The sequence below is a fragment of the Jonquetella anthropi DSM 22815 genome, assembly GCF_000237805.1.
In the GTDB taxonomy this organism is placed as follows: domain Bacteria; phylum Synergistota; class Synergistia; order Synergistales; family Dethiosulfovibrionaceae; genus Jonquetella; species Jonquetella anthropi.
Genome location: NZ_CM001376.1, coordinates 380,112 through 398,386 on the forward strand (window position 1 = coordinate 380,112; position 18,275 = coordinate 398,386).

General features: G+C 64.1%; 16 protein-coding genes. 12 read left to right on the forward strand and 4 right to left on the reverse strand.

Features of this window, described 5'->3' with window-relative positions:
- The first annotated feature begins 24 nt into the window (after nt 1-24).
- The 5 genes from pstB (at nt 25) to deoC (ending at nt 4,755) form a co-directional block, all read left to right on the forward strand.
- The gene (gene pstB, locus JONANDRAFT_RS01630) at nt 25-801 is read left to right on the forward strand and encodes a phosphate ABC transporter ATP-binding protein PstB (protein ID WP_008520185.1); all 777 of its coding nucleotides are present in this window, start codon (nt 25-27) and stop codon (nt 799-801) included.
- A gap of 42 nt (nt 802-843) precedes the next feature.
- Nucleotides 844-1,545, forward strand: coding sequence for a phosphate signaling complex protein PhoU (phoU, locus tag JONANDRAFT_RS01635; RefSeq protein ID WP_008522525.1), 702 nt, complete (start codon nt 844-846; stop codon nt 1,543-1,545).
- Between the two features lie 28 nt (nt 1,546-1,573).
- A complete protein-coding gene (locus JONANDRAFT_RS01640) occupies nt 1,574-2,287 on the forward strand; it encodes a response regulator transcription factor (RefSeq protein ID WP_008520197.1) in 714 nt (237 codons plus the stop codon).
- Nucleotides 2,271-4,001 carry a sensor histidine kinase gene (locus tag JONANDRAFT_RS01645; protein ID WP_008520198.1) on the forward strand — a complete coding sequence of 577 codons (1,731 nt, stop codon included), beginning with the start codon at nt 2,271-2,273 and terminating at the stop codon, nt 3,999-4,001. Before JONANDRAFT_RS01640 ends, JONANDRAFT_RS01645 begins: the two co-directional genes overlap by 17 nt.
- Before the next feature lie 88 nt (nt 4,002-4,089).
- The gene (deoC, locus tag JONANDRAFT_RS01650; protein ID WP_008520200.1) at nt 4,090-4,755 is read left to right on the forward strand and encodes a deoxyribose-phosphate aldolase; all 666 of its coding nucleotides are present in this window, start codon (nt 4,090-4,092) and stop codon (nt 4,753-4,755) included.
- Between the two features lie 24 nt (nt 4,756-4,779).
- Here deoC and JONANDRAFT_RS01655 read toward each other — a convergent pair whose 3' ends face one another.
- From JONANDRAFT_RS01655 to JONANDRAFT_RS01665, 3 genes are read right to left on the reverse strand one after another with little or no spacing between them, the layout of a single operon-like run.
- A complete protein-coding gene (locus tag JONANDRAFT_RS01655; protein WP_008522526.1) occupies nt 4,780-5,553 on the reverse strand; it encodes a TVP38/TMEM64 family protein in 774 nt (257 codons plus the stop codon).
- Nucleotides 5,550-6,263 (reverse strand): gamma-glutamyl-gamma-aminobutyrate hydrolase family protein, encoded by a 714-nt coding sequence (locus JONANDRAFT_RS01660; RefSeq protein WP_008520206.1) that lies wholly within the window; start codon nt 6,261-6,263, stop codon nt 5,550-5,552. The genes JONANDRAFT_RS01655 and JONANDRAFT_RS01660 overlap by 4 nt, the downstream gene beginning before the upstream one ends.
- Nucleotides 6,264-6,292: 29 nt before the next feature.
- Nucleotides 6,293-7,498: an HD domain-containing protein gene (locus JONANDRAFT_RS01665; RefSeq protein ID WP_008520207.1), complete on the reverse strand. Its 1,206-nt coding sequence runs from the start codon at nt 7,496-7,498 to the stop codon at nt 6,293-6,295.
- 169 nt (nt 7,499-7,667) lie between these two features.
- Here JONANDRAFT_RS01665 and JONANDRAFT_RS01670 point away from each other — a divergent pair, with 169 nt between their 5' ends.
- Nucleotides 7,668-9,707, forward strand: a complete 2,040-nt coding sequence (locus tag JONANDRAFT_RS01670) for a lytic transglycosylase domain-containing protein (protein ID WP_008522527.1) — start codon at nt 7,668-7,670, stop codon at nt 9,705-9,707.
- A 24-nt stretch (nt 9,708-9,731) separates the two neighbouring features.
- Nucleotides 9,732-12,038, forward strand: coding sequence for an amidohydrolase (locus JONANDRAFT_RS01675; protein ID WP_008522528.1), 2,307 nt, complete (start codon nt 9,732-9,734; stop codon nt 12,036-12,038).
- Nucleotides 12,039-12,061: 23 nt separating this feature from the next.
- On the opposite strand, the gene JONANDRAFT_RS01680 is transcribed toward JONANDRAFT_RS01675, so the two are convergent.
- The gene (locus JONANDRAFT_RS01680) at nt 12,062-13,381 is read right to left on the reverse strand and encodes a DNA recombination protein RmuC (RefSeq protein ID WP_008522529.1); all 1,320 of its coding nucleotides are present in this window, start codon (nt 13,379-13,381) and stop codon (nt 12,062-12,064) included.
- 192 nt (nt 13,382-13,573) lie between these two features.
- Here JONANDRAFT_RS01680 and JONANDRAFT_RS01685 point away from each other — a divergent pair, with 192 nt between their 5' ends.
- The 5 genes from JONANDRAFT_RS01685 to cobS are packed head-to-tail and all read left to right on the forward strand — an operon-like array spanning nt 13,574 to nt 18,270.
- Complete coding sequence (locus JONANDRAFT_RS01685) at nt 13,574-14,413, forward strand: cobyric acid synthase (protein WP_008522531.1); 840 nt, start codon at nt 13,574-13,576, stop codon at nt 14,411-14,413.
- Nucleotides 14,410-15,387, forward strand: coding sequence for an adenosylcobinamide-phosphate synthase CbiB (gene cbiB, locus JONANDRAFT_RS01690; protein ID WP_008520213.1), 978 nt, complete (start codon nt 14,410-14,412; stop codon nt 15,385-15,387). Before JONANDRAFT_RS01685 ends, cbiB begins: the two co-directional genes overlap by 4 nt.
- On the forward strand, nt 15,330-16,466 hold the full coding sequence (locus tag JONANDRAFT_RS01695) for a pyridoxal phosphate-dependent aminotransferase (protein WP_231286715.1): 1,137 nt from the start codon (nt 15,330-15,332) through the stop codon (nt 16,464-16,466). The genes cbiB and JONANDRAFT_RS01695 overlap by 58 nt, the downstream gene beginning before the upstream one ends.
- Nucleotides 16,463-17,542, forward strand: a complete 1,080-nt coding sequence (gene cobT / locus JONANDRAFT_RS01700) for a nicotinate-nucleotide--dimethylbenzimidazole phosphoribosyltransferase (RefSeq protein ID WP_008522532.1) — start codon at nt 16,463-16,465, stop codon at nt 17,540-17,542. The genes JONANDRAFT_RS01695 and cobT overlap by 4 nt, the downstream gene beginning before the upstream one ends.
- Nucleotides 17,539-18,270: an adenosylcobinamide-GDP ribazoletransferase gene (cobS, locus tag JONANDRAFT_RS01705; RefSeq protein WP_008520219.1), complete on the forward strand. Its 732-nt coding sequence runs from the start codon at nt 17,539-17,541 to the stop codon at nt 18,268-18,270. The genes cobT and cobS overlap by 4 nt, the downstream gene beginning before the upstream one ends.
- Nucleotides 18,271-18,275 lie beyond the last annotated feature (5 nt).

Sequence of the window (18,275 nt, forward strand, 5' to 3'; positions counted from 1 at the left end):
GCGGAAAAGGAGGACGCGCGAAAAATGTCAGAGCAATTCGGCGGTCAGCCGTCTAAAATAGAAGCGAAAAAATTAGACCTATTTTACGGGACGAAGCAGGCGCTCCATTCCATCTGCATGTCGGTGCCTACGGGCGGGATCACCGCTCTGATTGGCCCGTCGGGGTGCGGCAAGAGCACCTTTCTTCGGTGCCTCAACCGAATGAACGACTTCATCCCGTCGGTGCGGATCACCGGGCTCTGCACCATCGACGGGCAGGATATTTATGCGTCCGACGTGGACCCGAACGACCTGCGGCGTCGGGTTGGCATGGTGTTTCAGAAGCCCAACCCGTTTCCCATGTCGGTGTACGACAACATCGCCTACGGCCCCCGGCTTCAGGGCAAGCGGAGCCGCTCGGAGCTCGACGAGATCGTTGAGCGCAGCTTGAGGGGCGCGGCCCTGTGGGACGAGGTCAAAGACGGGCTTCGGTCGTCAGGTCTAGGGCTGTCGGGCGGGCAGCAGCAGCGGCTGTGCATCGCCCGAGCAATCGCGACGAATCCGGAAGTGCTCCTGATGGACGAGCCGACCAGCGCCCTTGACCCGATGGCGACGCAGAGAATTGAAGAGCTTTGCCGGACGCTGCGGGAGCGGTACACCGTGGTCATCGTTACCCACAACATGCAGCAGGCGGCCCGCATTTCCGATATGACGGCGTTTTTCATGCTGGGCGAGCTGGTGGAGTTTGGGCCGACGACGAAGCTCTTTACCTCTCCGGTGGATCCCCGGACAGGGGACTACATTACCGGCAGATTCGGCTAAACTAAAGAGGACCTCACGTCCCGTTCGGAGGAGATGAACGCGATGAACGAAAATTGGCTTGAGGAAAACAAAAGACCGGCGGACGTCTACCGGGCTCTTGAAAATCAGCTCACCCGGTTGGCTTCGATGGTGAGCTTGGCGGTAACTCGGTCTATTTGGTCGCTGGCGGAGCGGAACGCCGAGGCGGCCCGGCAGGTCATCGCCGGCGAAGAGGCTGTTGATCTGCTGGCCGACGAGATCAACGACGTCTGCCTGAACGCGATCGCCCGCTTTCAGCCGCTGGGCGCGGACCTGCGGCTCGTCACGTCGGCCATGCTGATGGCCCGCGACTTGGAGCGGCTCGGCGATTACGGCGAAAACGCGGCAAAGGACACCTTGAAGCTGTTGAATCAGCCGGTGCTCAAGCCGATCATCGACCTGCCCCGAATGGCCGGCCTTGTCGCCTCCATGCTCGACCGGGCGATGAAAGCCCTGGCAAATCGGGACGGCGACGAGGCCATGGCTGTTTTCGCCATGGACGACCAAGTGGACGACTTGGAACACGCCATTTTGATTGAACTGGCGTCCATCATGGCTCAGCGGCCCGAGACCCTCGAACAGTCGAGCCGGCTGATGGAAGTGACCCGCATGGTCGAGCGGGCCGGGGACCACTGCACCAACGTGGCTGAACACGTGTGCTACATCGTGACCGGCCACCGGGTCAGGGCTTCGGAGCACCGCCGGCCCCGGGAGCTGAGAAGCTGACCGAAGGCGGCGCAGAAAGGAGCAGGCCGTGAGCAGAGCGCATATTCTGGTGATAGAAGACGAGGCGCCGATCGCCGACATTCTCGTCCAGGCGCTGAAACGTTCTGGGTACGAGGCCAGCTGGGCGGGGGACGGCGACACCGGGCTTGAACTCATCATGACCGGCCGGCCTGACCTTGTGCTGTTGGACCTCATGCTTCCCGGCCTGGAGGGCTGGGAAGTCTGCCGTCGAATGCGCCAAGCGCCGGAGACCCGCGACACGCCGGTCATCATGGTGACGGCCCGGCGGGACGAATCGGAAGCGGTAGCTGGACTGGCGGCCGGAGCGGACGACTACATCAGAAAGCCCTTCTCTCTGGCCGAGCTGATGGCGCGGGTCGAAGCCCAGCTTCGCCGCCGCAGCATGGCGCGGCAGGACGCCGAGGAGACGAAGGACGAGCGGATCGTCCTCGATCAGGAGACCGGCGTCGTGCGGATCGACGGCTGGGAAGCCGAGCTGAGCCCGACGGAGTTCCAGATCCTTGAACTTTTGGCCAGCCGTCCGGGTCGGCCCGTTTCCCGCGACAGGATCACCGCCGTCGTCTGGGGACTTGACCCGGCGGAAAGCCGGGCGCTTGACACTCACCTGTCCCGGTTGAGGAAAAAACTGTCCGGCTGCCCAGACGGGCCGGAAATTACCACGCTCCGCAGCCGGGGCTATCGATTGGAATGGAGGGGCAGTGCCAATGAGGCGAAGCCTTAAAACCCGCATCGCCGTCGCTTTGGGGGTACTTCTTATCGGGGCTTTGGCCGCGTCGTGGGCCATCTTCAGGATGACGCTCAAAGAGCACCTGATCCGGCAGGCGTCGTTTCAGCTGAGCCAGCAGACCCAACTGACGGCTCAGCTTTTGGAGGCGAAGGGGCTTGAGTCGTTCTCGGCCCTGTTGGATGATCAAGCCCGAATGCTCGGCGGGCGGATTACTCTCATCGACTCAACCGGCCGTCCCCTGCTGGACTCGTCGATTCCCACGTCGTCGCTGGACAACCACGCTTCCCGCCCGGAAGTGGCGGCGGCCCGCCGGGACGGTGAGGGGTTTGAACTCCGGTACAGCCGAAGCGAGGGCAATTATTATCTGTACTGCGCCCGAACGGTTCTCTTGGGAAAAGAACCGGCAGTCCTGCGCCTTTCCCTCCCGCTTCAGGGCTTAACGGAAGGCATTGGAGCCGCTAACCGGCGCTTTTTAATCCTGCTGGCGGTCGTCGCTACGGTCGCCTTGGCGTTCATGCTCTGGACGCTGCGCCGCCTGTTTCGCCCGCTTCAGGACTTAGCGGCCGTCGCCGATCAGGTGACCGCCGACCGGCTGCCCCTGTTCCCGATCGTCGACGACCCGGACCTGCGCCGGCTCTCTCAGGCCATGTCTGCCATGTCAGCCCGGCTCACCGCGGCCAATCTGGAAGTGTCGTCCCGCCGGGCGGAGCTGGAATCGCTCATCGAAACGTTGCCAGTCGGCGTCATCGTCGTGCGCGGCTCGGCGGTGGTCCGCTGCAACTCCCAAGCCTGCCGAATGCTTGACGCGGAAGACCTGTTCGGCAAGTCGGCCTCTTCGGCTCTGCCGCCGGAGCTGCTTGGGCTCATCGACCGGCTTGACGGGGGAGAAATCGCGCCGTCGGCCGAGCTGGTCGTGCCGGAGCGGAACACCTGCTTTGCCTGCCAAGGGCGGCTGACCCCGAGGGGCTACCTGATCGTCATCGTCGACCAGAGTGACGCGTGGCGGCTCGACGCGGCCCGGAGGACGTTCATCGCCGACGCGGGACACGAGTTCCAGACGCCCCTGACCGCCATCGGCATGACCGCAGAATTTTTAATGGAGGACGCATCCGACGCCCAGAAGCGGCACTTGGAGCGAATACTCGAACAGCAGAAGAGGCTGACCGGCCTGATCGACAACCTGCTGTACCTGTCCCGGCTGGAGGCCGAGCCGGAGGGCTTGCCGATGGAGCAGGTTGACCTTGCGGAGCTCTGTCGGGGGACGACCGACGACTACAAGGCTTTGCCGGCCGCTGACGGCGTCGAAATTTCCTGCAGCGTGCCGGACGACGCGCCGATTCTCGGCAGTCCCGACGAGCTGAAAACGGCTCTCGGCAACCTGCTGGACAACGCGCTCAAGTTCACCCGCGCCAAGTTCGGCAAAACGCCCGGCGCGAAAATCGCCGTGTCGGTCGAGCGGGACGGGGACGAGTGGCGCGTTCAGGTCAGCGACAACGGCGTCGGTCTGTCGGACGACGATACGGAAGCCCTGTTCCACCGGTTTTCGCGGGGCGACCGATCCCGCGGCCGGGGCGCTCAGGTCGGCGGCTACGGCCTTGGGCTGGCGATCGTCAAGCGGATCATCCTGCGCCACGGCGGACACGTGGCCGCGCTGCCGTCATCGGAAGGCGCCTGCATGGCCTTTTGGCTGCCGGTTGGGCACGAATAGACGAAAAAAGCGAAGCGCCGCCCCTTTTGTGGGGCGGCGCTTTATCAATCGGTGGCATAATAAGAGAAAACGACAAGGAGGCAAAGAAATGGAACGACTGGCCCATCTGATTGACAACACTCTTCTCGCGCCCGACGCTTCGCCCGAACAGATCAACGCGCTGTGCGACGCCTCGCTTCGGCTTGGCTGCGCGTCGGTCTGCGTCTCGCCTCTGTACGTCCCGCTGGCGGCCCGCCGGTTGGCCGGAAGTTCGGTGAAGGTCTGCACCGTCATCGGTTTCCCGTCCGGCGCGTCGACGACCGCGACCAAGGCCTTTGAGGCGGCTGATGCCGTCAAAAACGGCGCGGACGAGCTGGACATGGTTTTACCGATCGGGCTTCTTAAATCCGGCGACGACGAGGCGGTCAGGCAGGACGTGAAGGCAGTCGTTCAGGCGGCGGCCGGCCGGATCGTTAAAGTCATCTTGGAGACCTGTCTTCTTAACGACGAGCAGATCGTCAGGGCGTGCCGTCTCTGTCGGGAGACTGGGGCGGGCTTCGTCAAGACAAGTACCGGATTTTCGTCCGGCGGGGCCACGGAGCACGCCGTGTCGCTGATGGCTCAGACGGTCGGTGGCTCGATGGGCGTCAAGGCGTCCGGGGGAATCAGGACGCGGGCTCAGGCTTTGGCGTTCTTGGCCGCCGGGGCGACGCGAATCGGCGCGTCCCGAACCGAAGAGATCTGCCGGGGCGAGGCCGAACCGGAGGGCAAATAACAGGGCCTTGCAGAGGTGAGCAGTTCAGCGCCTGCCCCAGCGGCTTGACGTGCGGGTTGCCAGGTCGACCAGCTCGTCGGAGAAAAACCAGCCGGCCAGCCCAACTGAAACGGCGGCGACAAAGACGGCCGGCGCCGCCCAGCCGCCCTGCCCCGCGCCGGCGCCGGCAAAGCACAGCACGGCAAAGCCGGGAAGCCTGCCGAGGAGGCACAGCCCCATCATCCGCCTCAGAGGGACGGACGTCAGTCCGGCTAAAAAGCACAGCGCGTCGTCCGGCACGGCCGGGAGCAGAAACAGGGCGAAGAACCCGGCTCCTGACCGGTCGTTCAAAAGGTAGCTGAATTTTTGGGCCGCGGAGGCTGGGACGAACCGATCGACCGCCGGTCTGCCGAACCGCCGCGCTAAAAGGATCGCTGCCAGCGAGCCGACTTCCACGCCGGCCATGGTGATGGCAAGCCCTTTCCAGAAGCCGAAGACGGCGCCACCGGCGAACGCCACGAGTTGCCCCGGAATTGGAGCTAACACGACCTGCAGGACTTGAAGCCCAAAGAACGCCGCGCCCCCCCGCCAGTCGGAGCCCAGAGCATCCCGAATGCGGGCAAGGGACGCGGCGTTCGGTTTCAGGTTCAGCGATCGAACCGCGTCGGCCCAGCTGGACGGCAGCAGGAGCAGGACGAGAAGTCCGACGAGTGCCAAGACCGCCGACAGGACGAGCGCAGCCGCCAGCAGGCCGGCAATCTCTCGGAGCTTTTGCCGGAGCCGAGCCAGCAGGAAGGCCTTAACGTTTCGAGACGTCACGGCCTAGCGGCTGCGCAGGCGGCGACGAACGCCTGAAAAATCGGAAGCGCTTCCGGCGTGTGGCCAAGCAGTCCTTCCGGGTGCCACTGGATGCCCACGACGAACGGCAGGTCCTTGTGTTCCACCGCCTCAACGACCCCGTCGGGAGCGAGAGCGGAGACGGTCAGCCCCTTGCCCGGCGCGTCAACGGCCTGATGGTGAAAGCTGTTGACTGAGAACGACGTGCCGGTGATCTTCGCCAGCTTTGTTCCCTCTTCAACGGTCACCTTGTGGCTGGTGAACCGCTCGGCCATGGGCTGACGGTGCTGAATGGTGTTCTTTCGGTTGGGCAGGTGCTGGTAGAGCGTGCCGCCGAAGAACACGTTCAAAACCTGCTCGCCCCGGCAGATGCCCAGAACAGGGAGCTTCCGGTCACAGGCGATCTGCAGGACGGCCAGCTGGAACTGGTCCAGCTCCGGGTTTACCGTTTCCAGCCCCTCTTGAGGGTCTTGGCCGTAAAAGGACGGGCAGACGTCGATGCCGCCGGGCAGAAGCAGTCCGGAGACGATGTCCATCGCGCTGGACAGAACTTCCTCCTCCAGCGTGACCGGCAGCAGAAGCGGAACGCCGCCGCCGGCGATGACGGCGTCGGTGTACTGGCGGTTCGCCGAGACCTTTTCCCGGTTCGAGTAAAACTCAAGATTGCTGGCAATAGCGATGATCGGTCGCATGATAATTCCTCCTCCAAGGTGTGGGTATCTCACAGAAAATAATCGAACAGGGCGCCGATGTCCAGAGGCCCAATTCGTTTGCCGGCAAAACGCTCCAAGATCCGGCGGCGGCCTTCCAGCAGGGCGGGAGCGGCGATTCCCAGCCGAACCGACTGGCTGGCCTCTACGAAGGCCGACAGCTTGTCGAATGCCTCCACGATCTGGCCGTCGACGCCGTCAAATTCCGGCGCGTCGTGTTCCGGGCCGAGCGGGCCTTGCAGAATTTTGACCCGGCCGCCCGGACGGACGCGGTTTTCAAACTCGTCCATGCAGTAGTAGAGCAGGTCGCTTCGCCACGATTCCGGCAGGAGCGGAAAGATGACCCGCTGGATTTCCTGAGCTTCCACGTCCTTGATGAGCTCTTCAAGCCCCTGAACGCTTCGCTTCACCGGGCTGATGATGTCCCGGGTCAGGACTTCCGGAAGGTCGTGAAACAGGCCGCAGTAAAAGTCGTTTCGTCGCCTGACCGGGCCGGCTCCGATCTCGAGGGCTCCGCACCACGAGAGCAGCGCCACCATGAAAAGGTGTCCAAGCACCGACGTGACCGGCAAGCGGCTCGTCTGGGCCCAGCGTTTTTGGAACTGAAGCTGTCCGGCCAAGGAGAAGAACGCCGACAGCCCTTCTTTGGAGCCTTTCTTCCTCGACTCGATCACCGCGGCCACGGCCGGCAAATCGGCGTGTCCGGCGACCGCGTCGTCTATTTCCTTTTTTGTCCGTTCGATACCGTAGAGCGGCGCGCTCCAAAACGAGATGAAGCCGAACTCCCACTGGGTCGCCAAGTAGTGGGCGGCGCTTAAAATATGCCGTTCGGGCCAGTCGGCCCCGTTGAGGAACCACTCGCCGCAGGCCTCGAACTGGCGGCCCGGCAGGGGCGAGAGGACCGGCTGAAGCTGGGAAAGCACCCAGCTGTCCAGCCGGCGCTTCTGCTCCGGGTCGGCCATCAGCCGGTGAAAGACCGGCGGTTTGATGTCGGTCAGCACGACCCGGTGAAGAAATTCAAACAGCCCGCCGGAGATCAGCCGGTTCCAGTCAATCGTCCGCCCGCGGTCCTCTTCGGTGCGGGCGATCGCCCAGGCGATGATGGCCTTGTGAGCTTGCTTGTCCATTTCGGTGAACTGGGCGGTTCTCGGGTGGTCGTTCCACCGCTCGATGCTGAACGCCGAAAAGATCGTTTCGATCAGTCCTCGTTTGATCACAGGCCATTCCTCCTCGCGGGCGTTTCTTTCCTTTGATTATACGAGGTTGAAAGAGGCCCCGGCAAGAGAGCCGGACGCGATGGGCCGTCTTTCGGTTCGCAGGCCATATCAACCGTGGTACACTGAAAACACAGGCGTGATATTCAACGGCGACGAGAGAGGTGATTTGATGTTTCGATTGAAGTCCGCCATCGCGGCGGCGGCGCTGCTGTTCGCGATCCCGGTTTTCTCCGCCGCAGGGGAAAAGATAGCTTCCGCCCCGTCAGCACCAGTTTCTTCGGTCACTCCGATGGCCACGGCGTTCTGGGCTCGGGATTGGAAGAAAGTCGACGCGCTGCTTGCCGATAAAAGCTGCCTGAAGCCGGTCGACCGGTCCTTGGCCGCCAACGCCCTATGGCTTCAGGGCCGCTGGGCTGAGAGTCAGGCGATCATGGGAGAGCTGAAAGACGAGTACCCGGCGTCGGTTCGCCCGTACGCGGATCTGCTGATGGCTCTGGCGCTTGAGCGCCTGGGCCAGAAGGATGACGCCCGGCAGGCGGGCATTGCCTTGGCCAAGTCGGATAATTCGCTGATTCAGTTTTTCGGCGAGTACCTTCTCGCCCGAGTGGCTCGGACGCCGCAGGACGTCCTAGTTCACTATCGAAAGATGCTTAAATTGGCCGGCAAGTCGTCCTCCCGCCGGAAGATGGCGCTTCGCGCTCTGGCCGCGTCGGGGGGTATGACCGCTGACGAGGCGTACGCTCTGCTGTCGTTTGAAGGGGTGAACGCCAAGGCTCTGGAGGTCATCAAAAAAGCGCCCGAGTCGGCGAAGAAAAACTACCGGCTCGGCTGGGCGGCCTACGTGGCCGGAAACAACAAAGAGGCCGTTGCCCTGCTCGCGAAGGTACCGTTGAAGAGCCAGTGGGGCCTTTTGGCAGATTATACCCGAGCGGTCGCGCTGGTTCGGCTGGGTCAAAGACAGGACGCGGTGCCGCTTTACGCGTCCCTGCTAACGCCGCAGGGAAAGATGGCCCGTCAGGCCTGTCAGAGGCTGTCCTCCCTGACCGAGTCGAAGGACGAGGAGACCGCGGCGGCGGCGACGGAGGCCCTTGTGACCGCCGCGTCGTCTGACGACGAGTCTCTGGCCCTTTCTGCTCTGTCCCAGCTCAGCAGGCGGTCCACCGACCAAAAAGAATGGGCTCAGGAGCAGTTGGACGCCCGGTTCCCCAAGTCACCCCAGACGGCGGACCTTTACTGGCAGCGCGGCTGGGAGCACTGGATCGCCGGAGAGGCTCAGGAAGCCCTTGACGCGTGGCGGCGGGCCGGAGAATGCAAAAACTGGTCTCAGCTTCCGAAGGTGCTTTACTGGCAGGCTCAGGCTCTGCAGAAGCTGGACGAGCCCGACGAGGCTAAAAAAGTTTTGAAAAGGCTGACCGCCGAGGACCCGTACTCGTTTTACAGCCAAATCGCCGTCCCTGACGCGCCTCTGTTCGTCGAGCGGCCCGACGGGACGCCGGATCCGGCGTCGCCGCCGTCGGATCTTGAGAGGTGGGGCTTCGTGTCCCACGCCAAGCTCGAACTGGAAGGCAAAACGTCCCTCGCTGACCGGTTGGCTCTCGCTCGGGTATGCCGCTGGCTGGGCCAAGACGACGAGGCGTTTGCCGCCGTCAGGCCTCTGACAAAAGCGCTCCTGTACGGCAAGGAGCTGCCGGACAAGAAAACGGTCCAGCTGTTCTGGCCGCAGGCGTTCAGCGGGCTGGTCAAGGCCAAAGCCGAAGAGCTGTCAGTTAAGCCGGAATTTATCTGGGCCATCATGCGGCAGGAAAGCTCTTTTAACCCGAGCGTCACGAGCTGGGCGGGAGCGGCCGGGCTCATGCAGCTCATGCCCGGCACGGCCAAGGACGAGGCGCGGCGGCTGCAGCTCAAGAGTTTCAGCCGGTACAACCCGTCGGACAACATCGCGCTGGGCGTTTCCCACGTGGCGTGGCTGATGAAAAAGTTCGACTCGCTCTACCAGACCGCGGCGGCCTACAACGCTGGCATGGGCAGCGTGACGAAATGGAACGGGGCGAACTCCCCCGAGCTGAGCCGGGAGGAGTGGATTGAGGAAATTCCGTTCGACGAGACGAGAGAGTACGTGAAAAAAGTTCTTGCCAACTACGGCATCTATCAGCGCCTGACCGCTCCGGCCCCGGATCCTGAAACGGGTTCGCCCGCCGGGACGAAGTGAGCGCGCTGTCAAGGAGGAACTGACGTGACGCAACCCTATCAACCGTTGGAACTGAGGCAGCGGGAGGCTTATGAAAACCTGTGGAAGGAGTGCCCTCAAAGCTCGTCCGACCAGAGCTTTCTTATCCTGCTGGGGTGGTCGGGGCTCTTCGGCTACGAGGCCGCGTGGGATAACGATCTGGTCTGGCTCCGTCAGACTCGGCCTGAGGCCCTGTACCTGCCGCCGGCCGGCTCGTGGGAGAATCAGGACTGGGAAAAACGGCTCATCGAACAGGTGGGGCCGAAAGCCCGGTTCGTCACGGTTCCGGAGCATCTGGCCCTGATCTGGTCCGACCAGCTAGGGCACAAAATCGCCATCGAAGAGGACAGAAACTCGTTCGAGTACCTGTACCGGGCCGGCGAGTTGGAGACCTTAGCCGGAAACCGCCACATGCGACGGCGCAACAAGATCAACCAGTTCCGTCGGCACCACAAAAGCGTTTTCGTCCCCTTGAGCGACGAGCTGATCGACCCGATCTTGGCCCTTCAGGCCCGTTGGCTGACAGAGCAGGCGCTCCAACCGGGCTCGAAATCGGAAACGCTTTTGAGGACCGAGAACGATTGCATTCGTTTGGCCTTGGCCCACTGGAAGGAGTTCGGCTTAGTCGGCGGCGCCGTGGCGGCGGACGGTCAGCTGATCGCCTACACGCTCGCCGAGCCGGTTCCCGACGGCTCCCTGCAGGTTCACTTTGAAAAAGGGCTGGCCGAGTACGACGGCTCGTACCAGGTGGTTAACCAGGACTTCGCCGTCTTCCTGAACGGCCGGTATGAGCTTCTTAACCGGGAGGAGGACATGGGGGACCCGGGGCTGCGCCACGCCAAGCTGGCCTACTCGCCGACGATGTTCCTGCGGAAGTACACGGTCCTTTGGGACGCGGAGGCTACAGAGGGCCATCCGGCCGCCTTCCCGGTTCGTGGGGCCGTTTACCCTGAGAATCCGGCTCAGCCAGAGCCGACAGAACCGGCGGCTGCAGAATCGACACCAGTTGAACCTCAGCCCAGGCAGGTCACTTGGGAAGAGGTGTTCGACAAGGCGCCCTGCAAGAGCATGCAGGAGAACTTTGAAGCGCGCAAGCAGTGCAAGGTCTGGCAGTCGGTCGAGGCAGGGCTTGACGAGTGGATAGAGGCTCAAGGGCCGGAGGCGGTGCGGATCAGCGATGATCTGGCCGCTCATCCGGAGCTTTCCGGCGGGGAAGTCCGCTCCAGCGAAATTTTCGCGTCCCTATTGGCGCGGCACGGCTTCGCGGTAGAGCAGCCGTTCATGGAGATGCCCACGGCGTTTATGGCCCGCAAGACGTTGGGGCACGGCGGCCCGGTGGTCGCGTTTTTGGTGGAGTACGACGCCCTGCCGGACGTGGGACACGGCTGCGGTCACAACCTTCACGGCACCGTCGCGGCGTTCGCCGGCATGGGGCTGGCCCACGTGCTGGAGCGTCACCGCTGCGACGCCACTGTTTGGGTGATCGGCACGCCGGCCGAAGAGACGTGGGGCGGCAAAATCCCCATGGCGTCAGGCGGAGTGTTCGACGGCGTGACGCTCGCCCTCATGTTCCACTGCACTACCGGAATGGCTAAGGTCGCGTCGCGCTTTCTCGCGCTGGACGGCTGGCAGTTTGACTTTTCGGGCAAGCCGGCTCACTCGTCCGGCGCCCCGTGGAAAGGCCGCAGCGCCTTGAACGGCCTTCGGCTCTTCCTGAACGCGTTGGACATGATGCGGCTTCACATGATGCCGTCGGACCGTCTCCATTCGGTCATCACCGACGGCGACGGGGCGATCAACGTCATCGCTCCCAAGGCGTCGTGCCGCGTCGAGACGCGGGCCGTCAACCGGCCGCGGCTCGATAGCCTGAACGAGATGGTCCTGGCGGCCGCCAAGGGAGCGGCGCTGGCAACCGGAACGTCCGTGACGTGGAACAAATTCATGCCGAGCTTTGACGACATGCTGCCCAACTTAGCGGCGGAAGAACTGGCGTTCCGCGTGCTGGACGACATGGGTATTCCGGTGGCGAAAGGCGAAGAGCTGGATGGGTCCAGCGACATCGGCAACGTATCATACCGTTGTCCGGCCATTCATCCGCTCCTTTCGATCTGCCAGACTAAGCTGCCGGCCCACACGGCCGCGTTCGCCGAGGCCACGGTCGGGGAAGACGGGCACAAGGCCCTGCTGACGGGCATTCGAGCTCTGGCCCGTATCGGCGGGCGTGTCGCGATCGACCCGGCGCTGGCCGCCCTCATCAGGCAGGACTTTGAAGGGGCTCGGGCCGCTCAAGTGGGCCCGAAAGACGAGAAGTAAAAACGAGCGGAGACCCTCCGATATCATCGGAGAGCCTCCGCCTTTTTATGGCTGGGGGCCGGTCCTTCGGGCTCTCGCCCTTCCGGCTCATCGGATCGTTCAACGCCCTCGAGCCGCTGTTCCATCGCCCGGGTCCGCCGGCCGGTCTCCTCAATCGAGTTTGCCGCGGCGCCGAGCTGTTTCCTCACCCGCTCGAGAACCTCGCCGAAGCGGGCGAACTCGGTCTTCACGTCGCCGAGAATCCGCCAGATCTCGCCGCTTCGTCGGCTGATGGCCAAGGCGCGAAAGCCGAGCCTCAGGCTGTTGAGCAGGGCGGCCAATGTGGTCGGCCCAACCGGGACGACCCGGTGCCGCTCCTGAAGCGACGGCAGAGTCGACGGGTCGCGCAGCGCTTCGGCGTACAGGCTTTCCGACGGCAGGAACAGCAGGGCGAAGTCGGTCGTGACCGGCGGGCGGACGTACTTTTTCCGCACCGACGCGGCCTGAAGGTCAAGGGCCTTGATCAGCTCCCGTCGGCCAGCCGCTTCTCCGTCGGCGTCGCCTCGCTCTCTGGCGGCCAACAGCCGCTCGTATGACGCCAGAGGGAACTTGGCGTCAAGGGGCAGCCACAGCGGCGGCTCGTCCGGGTCGCCGGTGGGGATTTTCAGCCCGAAGTCGACCCGCTCGGCCGAGTCCGGATCAAGGGCGACGCTCCGTTCGTACTGAGCCGGGGCGAGAATTTGCGACAAGAGGCTTTCGAGCTGAACTTCCCCCCACGTCCCTCGGGTCTTGACGCCCGTGAGGGTCCGCTGAAGGTCGCCCACGTCGCCTGCCAGCCCCTGCATCTCTCCCAAGCCGCGCTGAACTGCTTCCAGCTGTCCGCTGACTTGGGCGAACGAGTCGCCCAGCCGTCGGGACAGGGTGGTCTCAAGCCGTTCGCTGACCGCCTGACGGAGCTCGTCGACCCGCCGGGAGTTCTCGCTTTCAAGCCGGGCGAGGGCCTCAGCCAGTTTTGTCTCCTGCTCGCCGAGTCGTTGCTGAACCGACAGAAGCTGATCGGTCGTGTGCCGCTCAAGCGACTCCATCTGTCGGGTCTGAAGTCCGCTCAGCCGGTCAAAGCTCTCCGCCGCCCGCCGGCCGTAAGAGTCCAGAGCGTCGCGCACGTCCCGGCTGCTTTCGGCGCCGCGCTGGAGCGCTTCGGCCCGTTGGTCCTTCATTTCCTCCTGAAGCAGGCCGATCATCATGTCGAGGGCGTCGTCGCTGTCGCGCCGGGACAGCCTGACGTGCCAGATCGCGACGGCCAAAGCGCAGGCCGCGCACAGCGCGCTGACGGCCGCAGCCCAGCCGATAAACTGGATTGTCACGGTCTCACCTCCGAAAGAACATAGGCCCCAGAGGGGTTTTTCTTGGTTCGTCCATTGTAGATGAAAAAACAAACTGAAACTAGAGACAAGCTGTTGTTTTTCACCAGATGAACTGGTATCGTGACGGTATCCGGAACGTTTTCCGGCGCGTCCGGCCCAACTGGGCAAGCGGACTGAGAAGGGGTGTGCGGGATGGGATTTTTATCCAAGTGCGTGATGGTTCAGGGGTGCTCGTCTTCGGTGGGAAAGAGCGTGCTGACGGCTGGCCTGTGTCGGCTGTACGCCCGCCGGGGCTTTCGCGTCGCGCCGTTTAAGGCTCAGAACATGGCGTTCCCTGCCTACCTGCCGGACGGCCGGGCGATCGCCGGCAGCGTGGTCACTCAGGCCGAAGCCGCCTGCCGGGAGCCGGAAAGCGACATGAACCCGATACTCCTGCGGGTGGCCGGCGAAGGGGTCAGCGAGGTGTTCGTCCACGGCCGTTCGATTGGGCTGATTCCGGGCCACCAGTATCAGGCCGACAAGGGAAAGTTCCGTCCCAAAGTGGAAGAGTCCTGGCGGCGCCTTCTCGCGTCAAACGACGTGGTCGTCATCGAGGGAGCCGGGAGCCCGGCGGAGATCAACCTGAAAAAGGACGACTTAGTCAACATGGGCATGGCGAAAATGGCCGGCGCGCCGGTTCTGCTGGTTGGGGACATCGACCGGGGCGGCGTGTTCGCCGCCTTGGCTGGGACGCTGCTCCTGCTGGACCCGGAGGAGCGCGATTTGGTCAAAGGAATGGTGATCAACAAGTTCCGCGGCGATTTGTCGCTTCTGGAACCCGGGTTGGCCATGATCGAGAACATCACAGGCAAGCCAGTTCTCGGCGTGGTGCGGTACTTCCGTTCCGGCCTGCCGGAAGAGGACAGCTTGGAGGTTCCCGCCGCGCCTCTGACAGCCGAGGAGCGGAACGAACGGTACGACCGGCTAGCTGACTTGTTGGAATCGTCGTTGGACGTGGCCAAGCTCGACCAAATCGTCGGGGTAGCGAGGTGACCGGCCTCTTTTCCCTCGCTTGGGCTCTGGCCGCCGACTGGCTGTTCGGCGACCCGGAAGGGCTGCCCCACCCGGTTTGCGCTGTTGGCCGGTTCATCGGCTGGTGGGACCGTCTGGCAAGAAAACGTTTGAGCGGGGGAGAGCGAAGCGCCTTTCGCCTTCGGCTGGCCGGTCTGGCCGGCTGGTGCGCCACAGTCGCTGGGACGTTTCTGTTCGTCTGGGCGACCGTTGCCGCCGCCGGTCGGCTGAGCGCGGCGGCTGGCTTTCTCGTCCAGACCTACTGGCTGTTTTCTGGGCTGGCGGCGACCTGTTTGAGCAGGGAAGCCGCGGCTGTCGCCGGGTTTCTCCGCGCCGGCGACCTGCCGTCGGCCCGCCGTCGGCTGGCCGGCCTTGTTGGACGGGATACCGGAGAGCTTTCTTCATATCAAGTAGTTCAGGCGGTCGTCGAAACGGTAGCGGAAAACTGCTCGGACGGCGCCTTGGCCCCGATTTTTTGGGCGGCGCTCGGCGCGCCGTTTGGCCTGTCCGCTCCGGCCATGTGGGCCTATAAGGCGGTCAACACTATGGATTCAATGGTTGGGTACTTGGACGAGACGCACCGGGACATCGGTTTTGTCCCAGCGAAGGCGGACGACGTTTTCAACTGGATTCCAGCCCGGCTGGCTGTCATTCTGTTCGCCCTGATGGCGCCGAGTCTGGGTTTCGACGGGGCCAAGACGCTACGCACCGGCTTCGAGCAGGGGCGCCGCCACCTGAGCCCCAACGCCGGATACCCGGAAGCCGCAATGGCCGGGGCGCTGGGAATCACCCTTGGCGGGACTCACACCTACGGCGGAATGACGGTCGTCAAGCCCGAACTGACCGGCGGAACCGACGAGCCGAACGTCCGGCACATCGACATGGCTCGGTCGTTTCTGTGGCCGGCGACGCTCTGGGCGGCGCTGCTCCTGTCGCCTCTGTGGCTCCTGCCATGACGGCGGCGCGGCACGGCGGCGACGTGGAAGGAGCCCGTCGGACCTGGGGCCGGGAACGGTGGCTCGACTTCAGCTCCAACATCTGCCCGTTAGGCGTGCCGCGTCCCGTGGCCGACGCCTTGACGGAACACCTGTCAGATGACCTGACGTCGTACCCGGATCCTCAGTGCCGCCGCGTTCGGGAGATCGTCGGCCGATTGTGCGGCGCTTCGGAGGACGAAGTCCTTCCCGGCTGCGGTGTGTCCCAGCTCCTTTGGGCGCTCGGGCCGCTGCTGCCCAGTCCTGTTCTGCTGCCCGAACCCAGTTTTGTGGACTACCGGCGTTCTTTGGCCCGCCGGGGCGGGCATGACGTGCGCCCGTTCCATCTGAAACTGGAATCTCCCGGCCCGTCGCCGGACGATCTGGCGGAAGGGGCGGCCGGCTGCCGGGCAATTCTGATGGGCAACCCGAACAACCCGACGTCGTTTTTGTTCCAGCCAAACGAGCTGGTTTCCGCCCTGACCCCGTGGCTTGACGGAGGCGGCCTGCTGGTCCTTGACGAGTCGTTCGTGACCCTGACCGACGGCGGGGCTGCCAACTCGTGCTGGCCCCTGCTGCGCGGACGGCCGAACGTCGTCGTGTTTCAGTCGGTAACCAAGTCGCTGGCCCTGCCGGGGCTTCGTCTCGGTTGGGTACTGGGCGGAAAAGAGCTGCTCGCCAAGTTGGCCGACGAGCTCCCCGACTGGTCGGTCAGCGGCCCCGCCACCCGCGCGGCCGAGGCGTTCGGCCGGCTGGACGAATACGCCGCCAGCCGACGAAAGTGGCTGATCGAACAGAGAAAATACCTGACGGACGGCCTTTCCAATCTGCCCGGCGTGACCGTTTTCCCGCCGTCGGCCAACTTCGTCCTCGTCAGGTTCGAGCGGACGACCGGAACGTTCGTCGCTCAAAAGTTGGCCGAGCGGGGAATTTTGGTTCGCCGGTGCGCCGACTTCCCCGGGCTGGACGACCGATACGTTCGGCTGGCCGTCAAGGACGGGACGGCGAACCGACAGCTGCTGGCCGCGCTTGAAGAGACGCTGAAGGAGGGGGAACGGTGAACGACTTTAAAATGGCGCTGAGGGAGCTGAAAGCGCCGTCAGACGAGTGGTACGCGAAGGCGTGGGCGCACCTTGACCGGCTCACCATGCCGCCTCGCGCCATGGGAAAGCTCATGGAGCTGGCGGCCCGGCTGTCGTCGATGCGCCGCGAGCTCGCGCCGACGATGGAGCGGTTCTGCGTTGTTCCCTTCTGCGCCGACCACGGGCTGTTCCGGCCTCAGGTCACCAACTCGCCCCAGATTGTCACCGAACTGGTGGCCCGCCACATGGCCGAAGGGACGGCGACGGTCAACTGCATGGCCCGCCTTCACGGCGGAACCGTCCTGCCGGTGGACGTGGGGATAAAAGGCGATCTGTCCGACTTGGGAAGCCGAATGGTCCACCGAAAAATCGCGCCCGGCACGGCCGACTTTGCGTCAGGCCTAGCGATGACCCTTTCACAGGCGCAGGAGTGCCTTGACGTCGGCGCCGCCGTCGCCCGGCATTTGGCGGCGGAGAACGACTTTTTAGCCGTCGGGGAAATGGGCGTGGGCAACACGTCCGCGGCGGCGGCTTTGGCTGCCGTTTTCACCGGAAAAAGCGCCGCGGTCCTGACCGGCCTAGGCTCGGGAATCGACGAGGGAAAACTCGCGCACAAAGTTGCTCTGATCGAGAAGGCGATTGCGCTCAACCGGCCGGACCCGTCCGACCCGATGGACGTCGTCTCCAAGGTCGGCGGCTTTGAAATCGCCGCCATGGCCGGGTTCATCGTCGGCGCCGCTGCCGCGCGCCGACCAGTGGTTCTCGACGGCTTCGTCTCCGGCGCCGCCGCCCTGCTGGCCGTCAGGCTGGCCCCGGACTGCCGGGGCTACTTGGTCGCCGCTCACCGAGCCAGCGAGCGGGGACACGGAACCGTCCTCGACGCCTTAGGGCTGGAACCACTCTACAGCTTGGACCTTCACTTGGGCGAAGGGGCCGGCTGCCCGTTGGCCGCTCCGTTCCTGCGCTCTGCCGTCGCGCTGATGGGGCTTCCAACCTTCGAGCAGACCGGCGTGCCCGAAGGCATTTCGGAAGACGGAACTCGAGGCGCCAAATGATCCGATCGTTAATCGCTTCTCTTCAATTTCTTACCCGCCTGCCGATACCGGGCCAGTTCGAAGCCGACGAGCTGGGCCGGTCAATCAACCTGTTCGCCGTCGGCGGGCTCGTCATAGGAGCCGCGGCAGGCGGCGTCTCTTACCTGCTGCAGCGGCTCGGGTGTCCGTGGACCATCCGTGCCGTTTGCATCACTGTTTTCTTGGCCGGCGTGACCGGCGGAATGCACTTGGACGGCGTGGCCGACACGTTCGACGGCCTCATGAGCGGCAAGCGGGGCGAAAAACTGTTGGAAGTCATGCGGGACAGCCGAATTGGCACGATGGGGGCGGTTGCTCTCTGGGCAGTCTTATCGCTGAAGGCCGCTTCGATTGCCGCGATACCTGACCCACTGACGGCCTTGCTGTTGGCCTGCGGCGCCGGGCGAGCCTGCCTGACCGGCGGGCTGGCGTTTTTCCCTTACGCCGGCGGCGGGCTGGCAGCTGCCTTTGCCCCTCACGCGAAAAAAAACTGGGCCGGCGGCGTCTGGCTGATTCTGTTGGAGGTCGGCCTGATCTTTGGTTCCAGCTCGCTGGCTGTTTTTGTCGCGCTGGCCTGCGCCGCTGGGACTGCGTTTTGCTTGGATCTCCGATGCCAGCGGCTTTTGGGGGGCATTACTGGCGACGTACTGGGCGCTTCATGTGAGACGGCGGAGGCGGTCTGTCTGGCCGTCTACGCCCTATTGAGCTAAAGAAA

What these genes read in the sequence shown, in the direction of transcription:
- pstB (WP_008520185.1), top strand. Translation starts at nt 25, where the DNA reads ATGTCAGAGCAATTCGGCGGTCAGCCGTCTAAAATAGAAGCGAAAAAA.
- phoU (WP_008522525.1), top strand. Translation starts at nt 844, where the DNA reads ATGAACGAAAATTGGCTTGAGGAAAACAAAAGACCGGCGGACGTCTAC.
- JONANDRAFT_RS01645 (WP_008520198.1), top strand. Translation starts at nt 2,271, where the DNA reads ATGAGGCGAAGCCTTAAAACCCGCATCGCCGTCGCTTTGGGGGTACTT.
- deoC (WP_008520200.1), top strand. Translation starts at nt 4,090, where the DNA reads ATGGAACGACTGGCCCATCTGATTGACAACACTCTTCTCGCGCCCGAC.
- JONANDRAFT_RS01660 (WP_008520206.1), bottom strand. Translation starts at nt 6,263, where the DNA reads ATGCGACCGATCATCGCTATTGCCAGCAATCTTGAGTTTTACTCGAAC.
- JONANDRAFT_RS01670 (WP_008522527.1), top strand. Translation starts at nt 7,668, where the DNA reads ATGTTTCGATTGAAGTCCGCCATCGCGGCGGCGGCGCTGCTGTTCGCG.
- JONANDRAFT_RS01685 (WP_008522531.1), top strand. Translation starts at nt 13,574, where the DNA reads ATGGGATTTTTATCCAAGTGCGTGATGGTTCAGGGGTGCTCGTCTTCG.
- cobS (WP_008520219.1), top strand. Translation starts at nt 17,539, where the DNA reads ATGATCCGATCGTTAATCGCTTCTCTTCAATTTCTTACCCGCCTGCCG.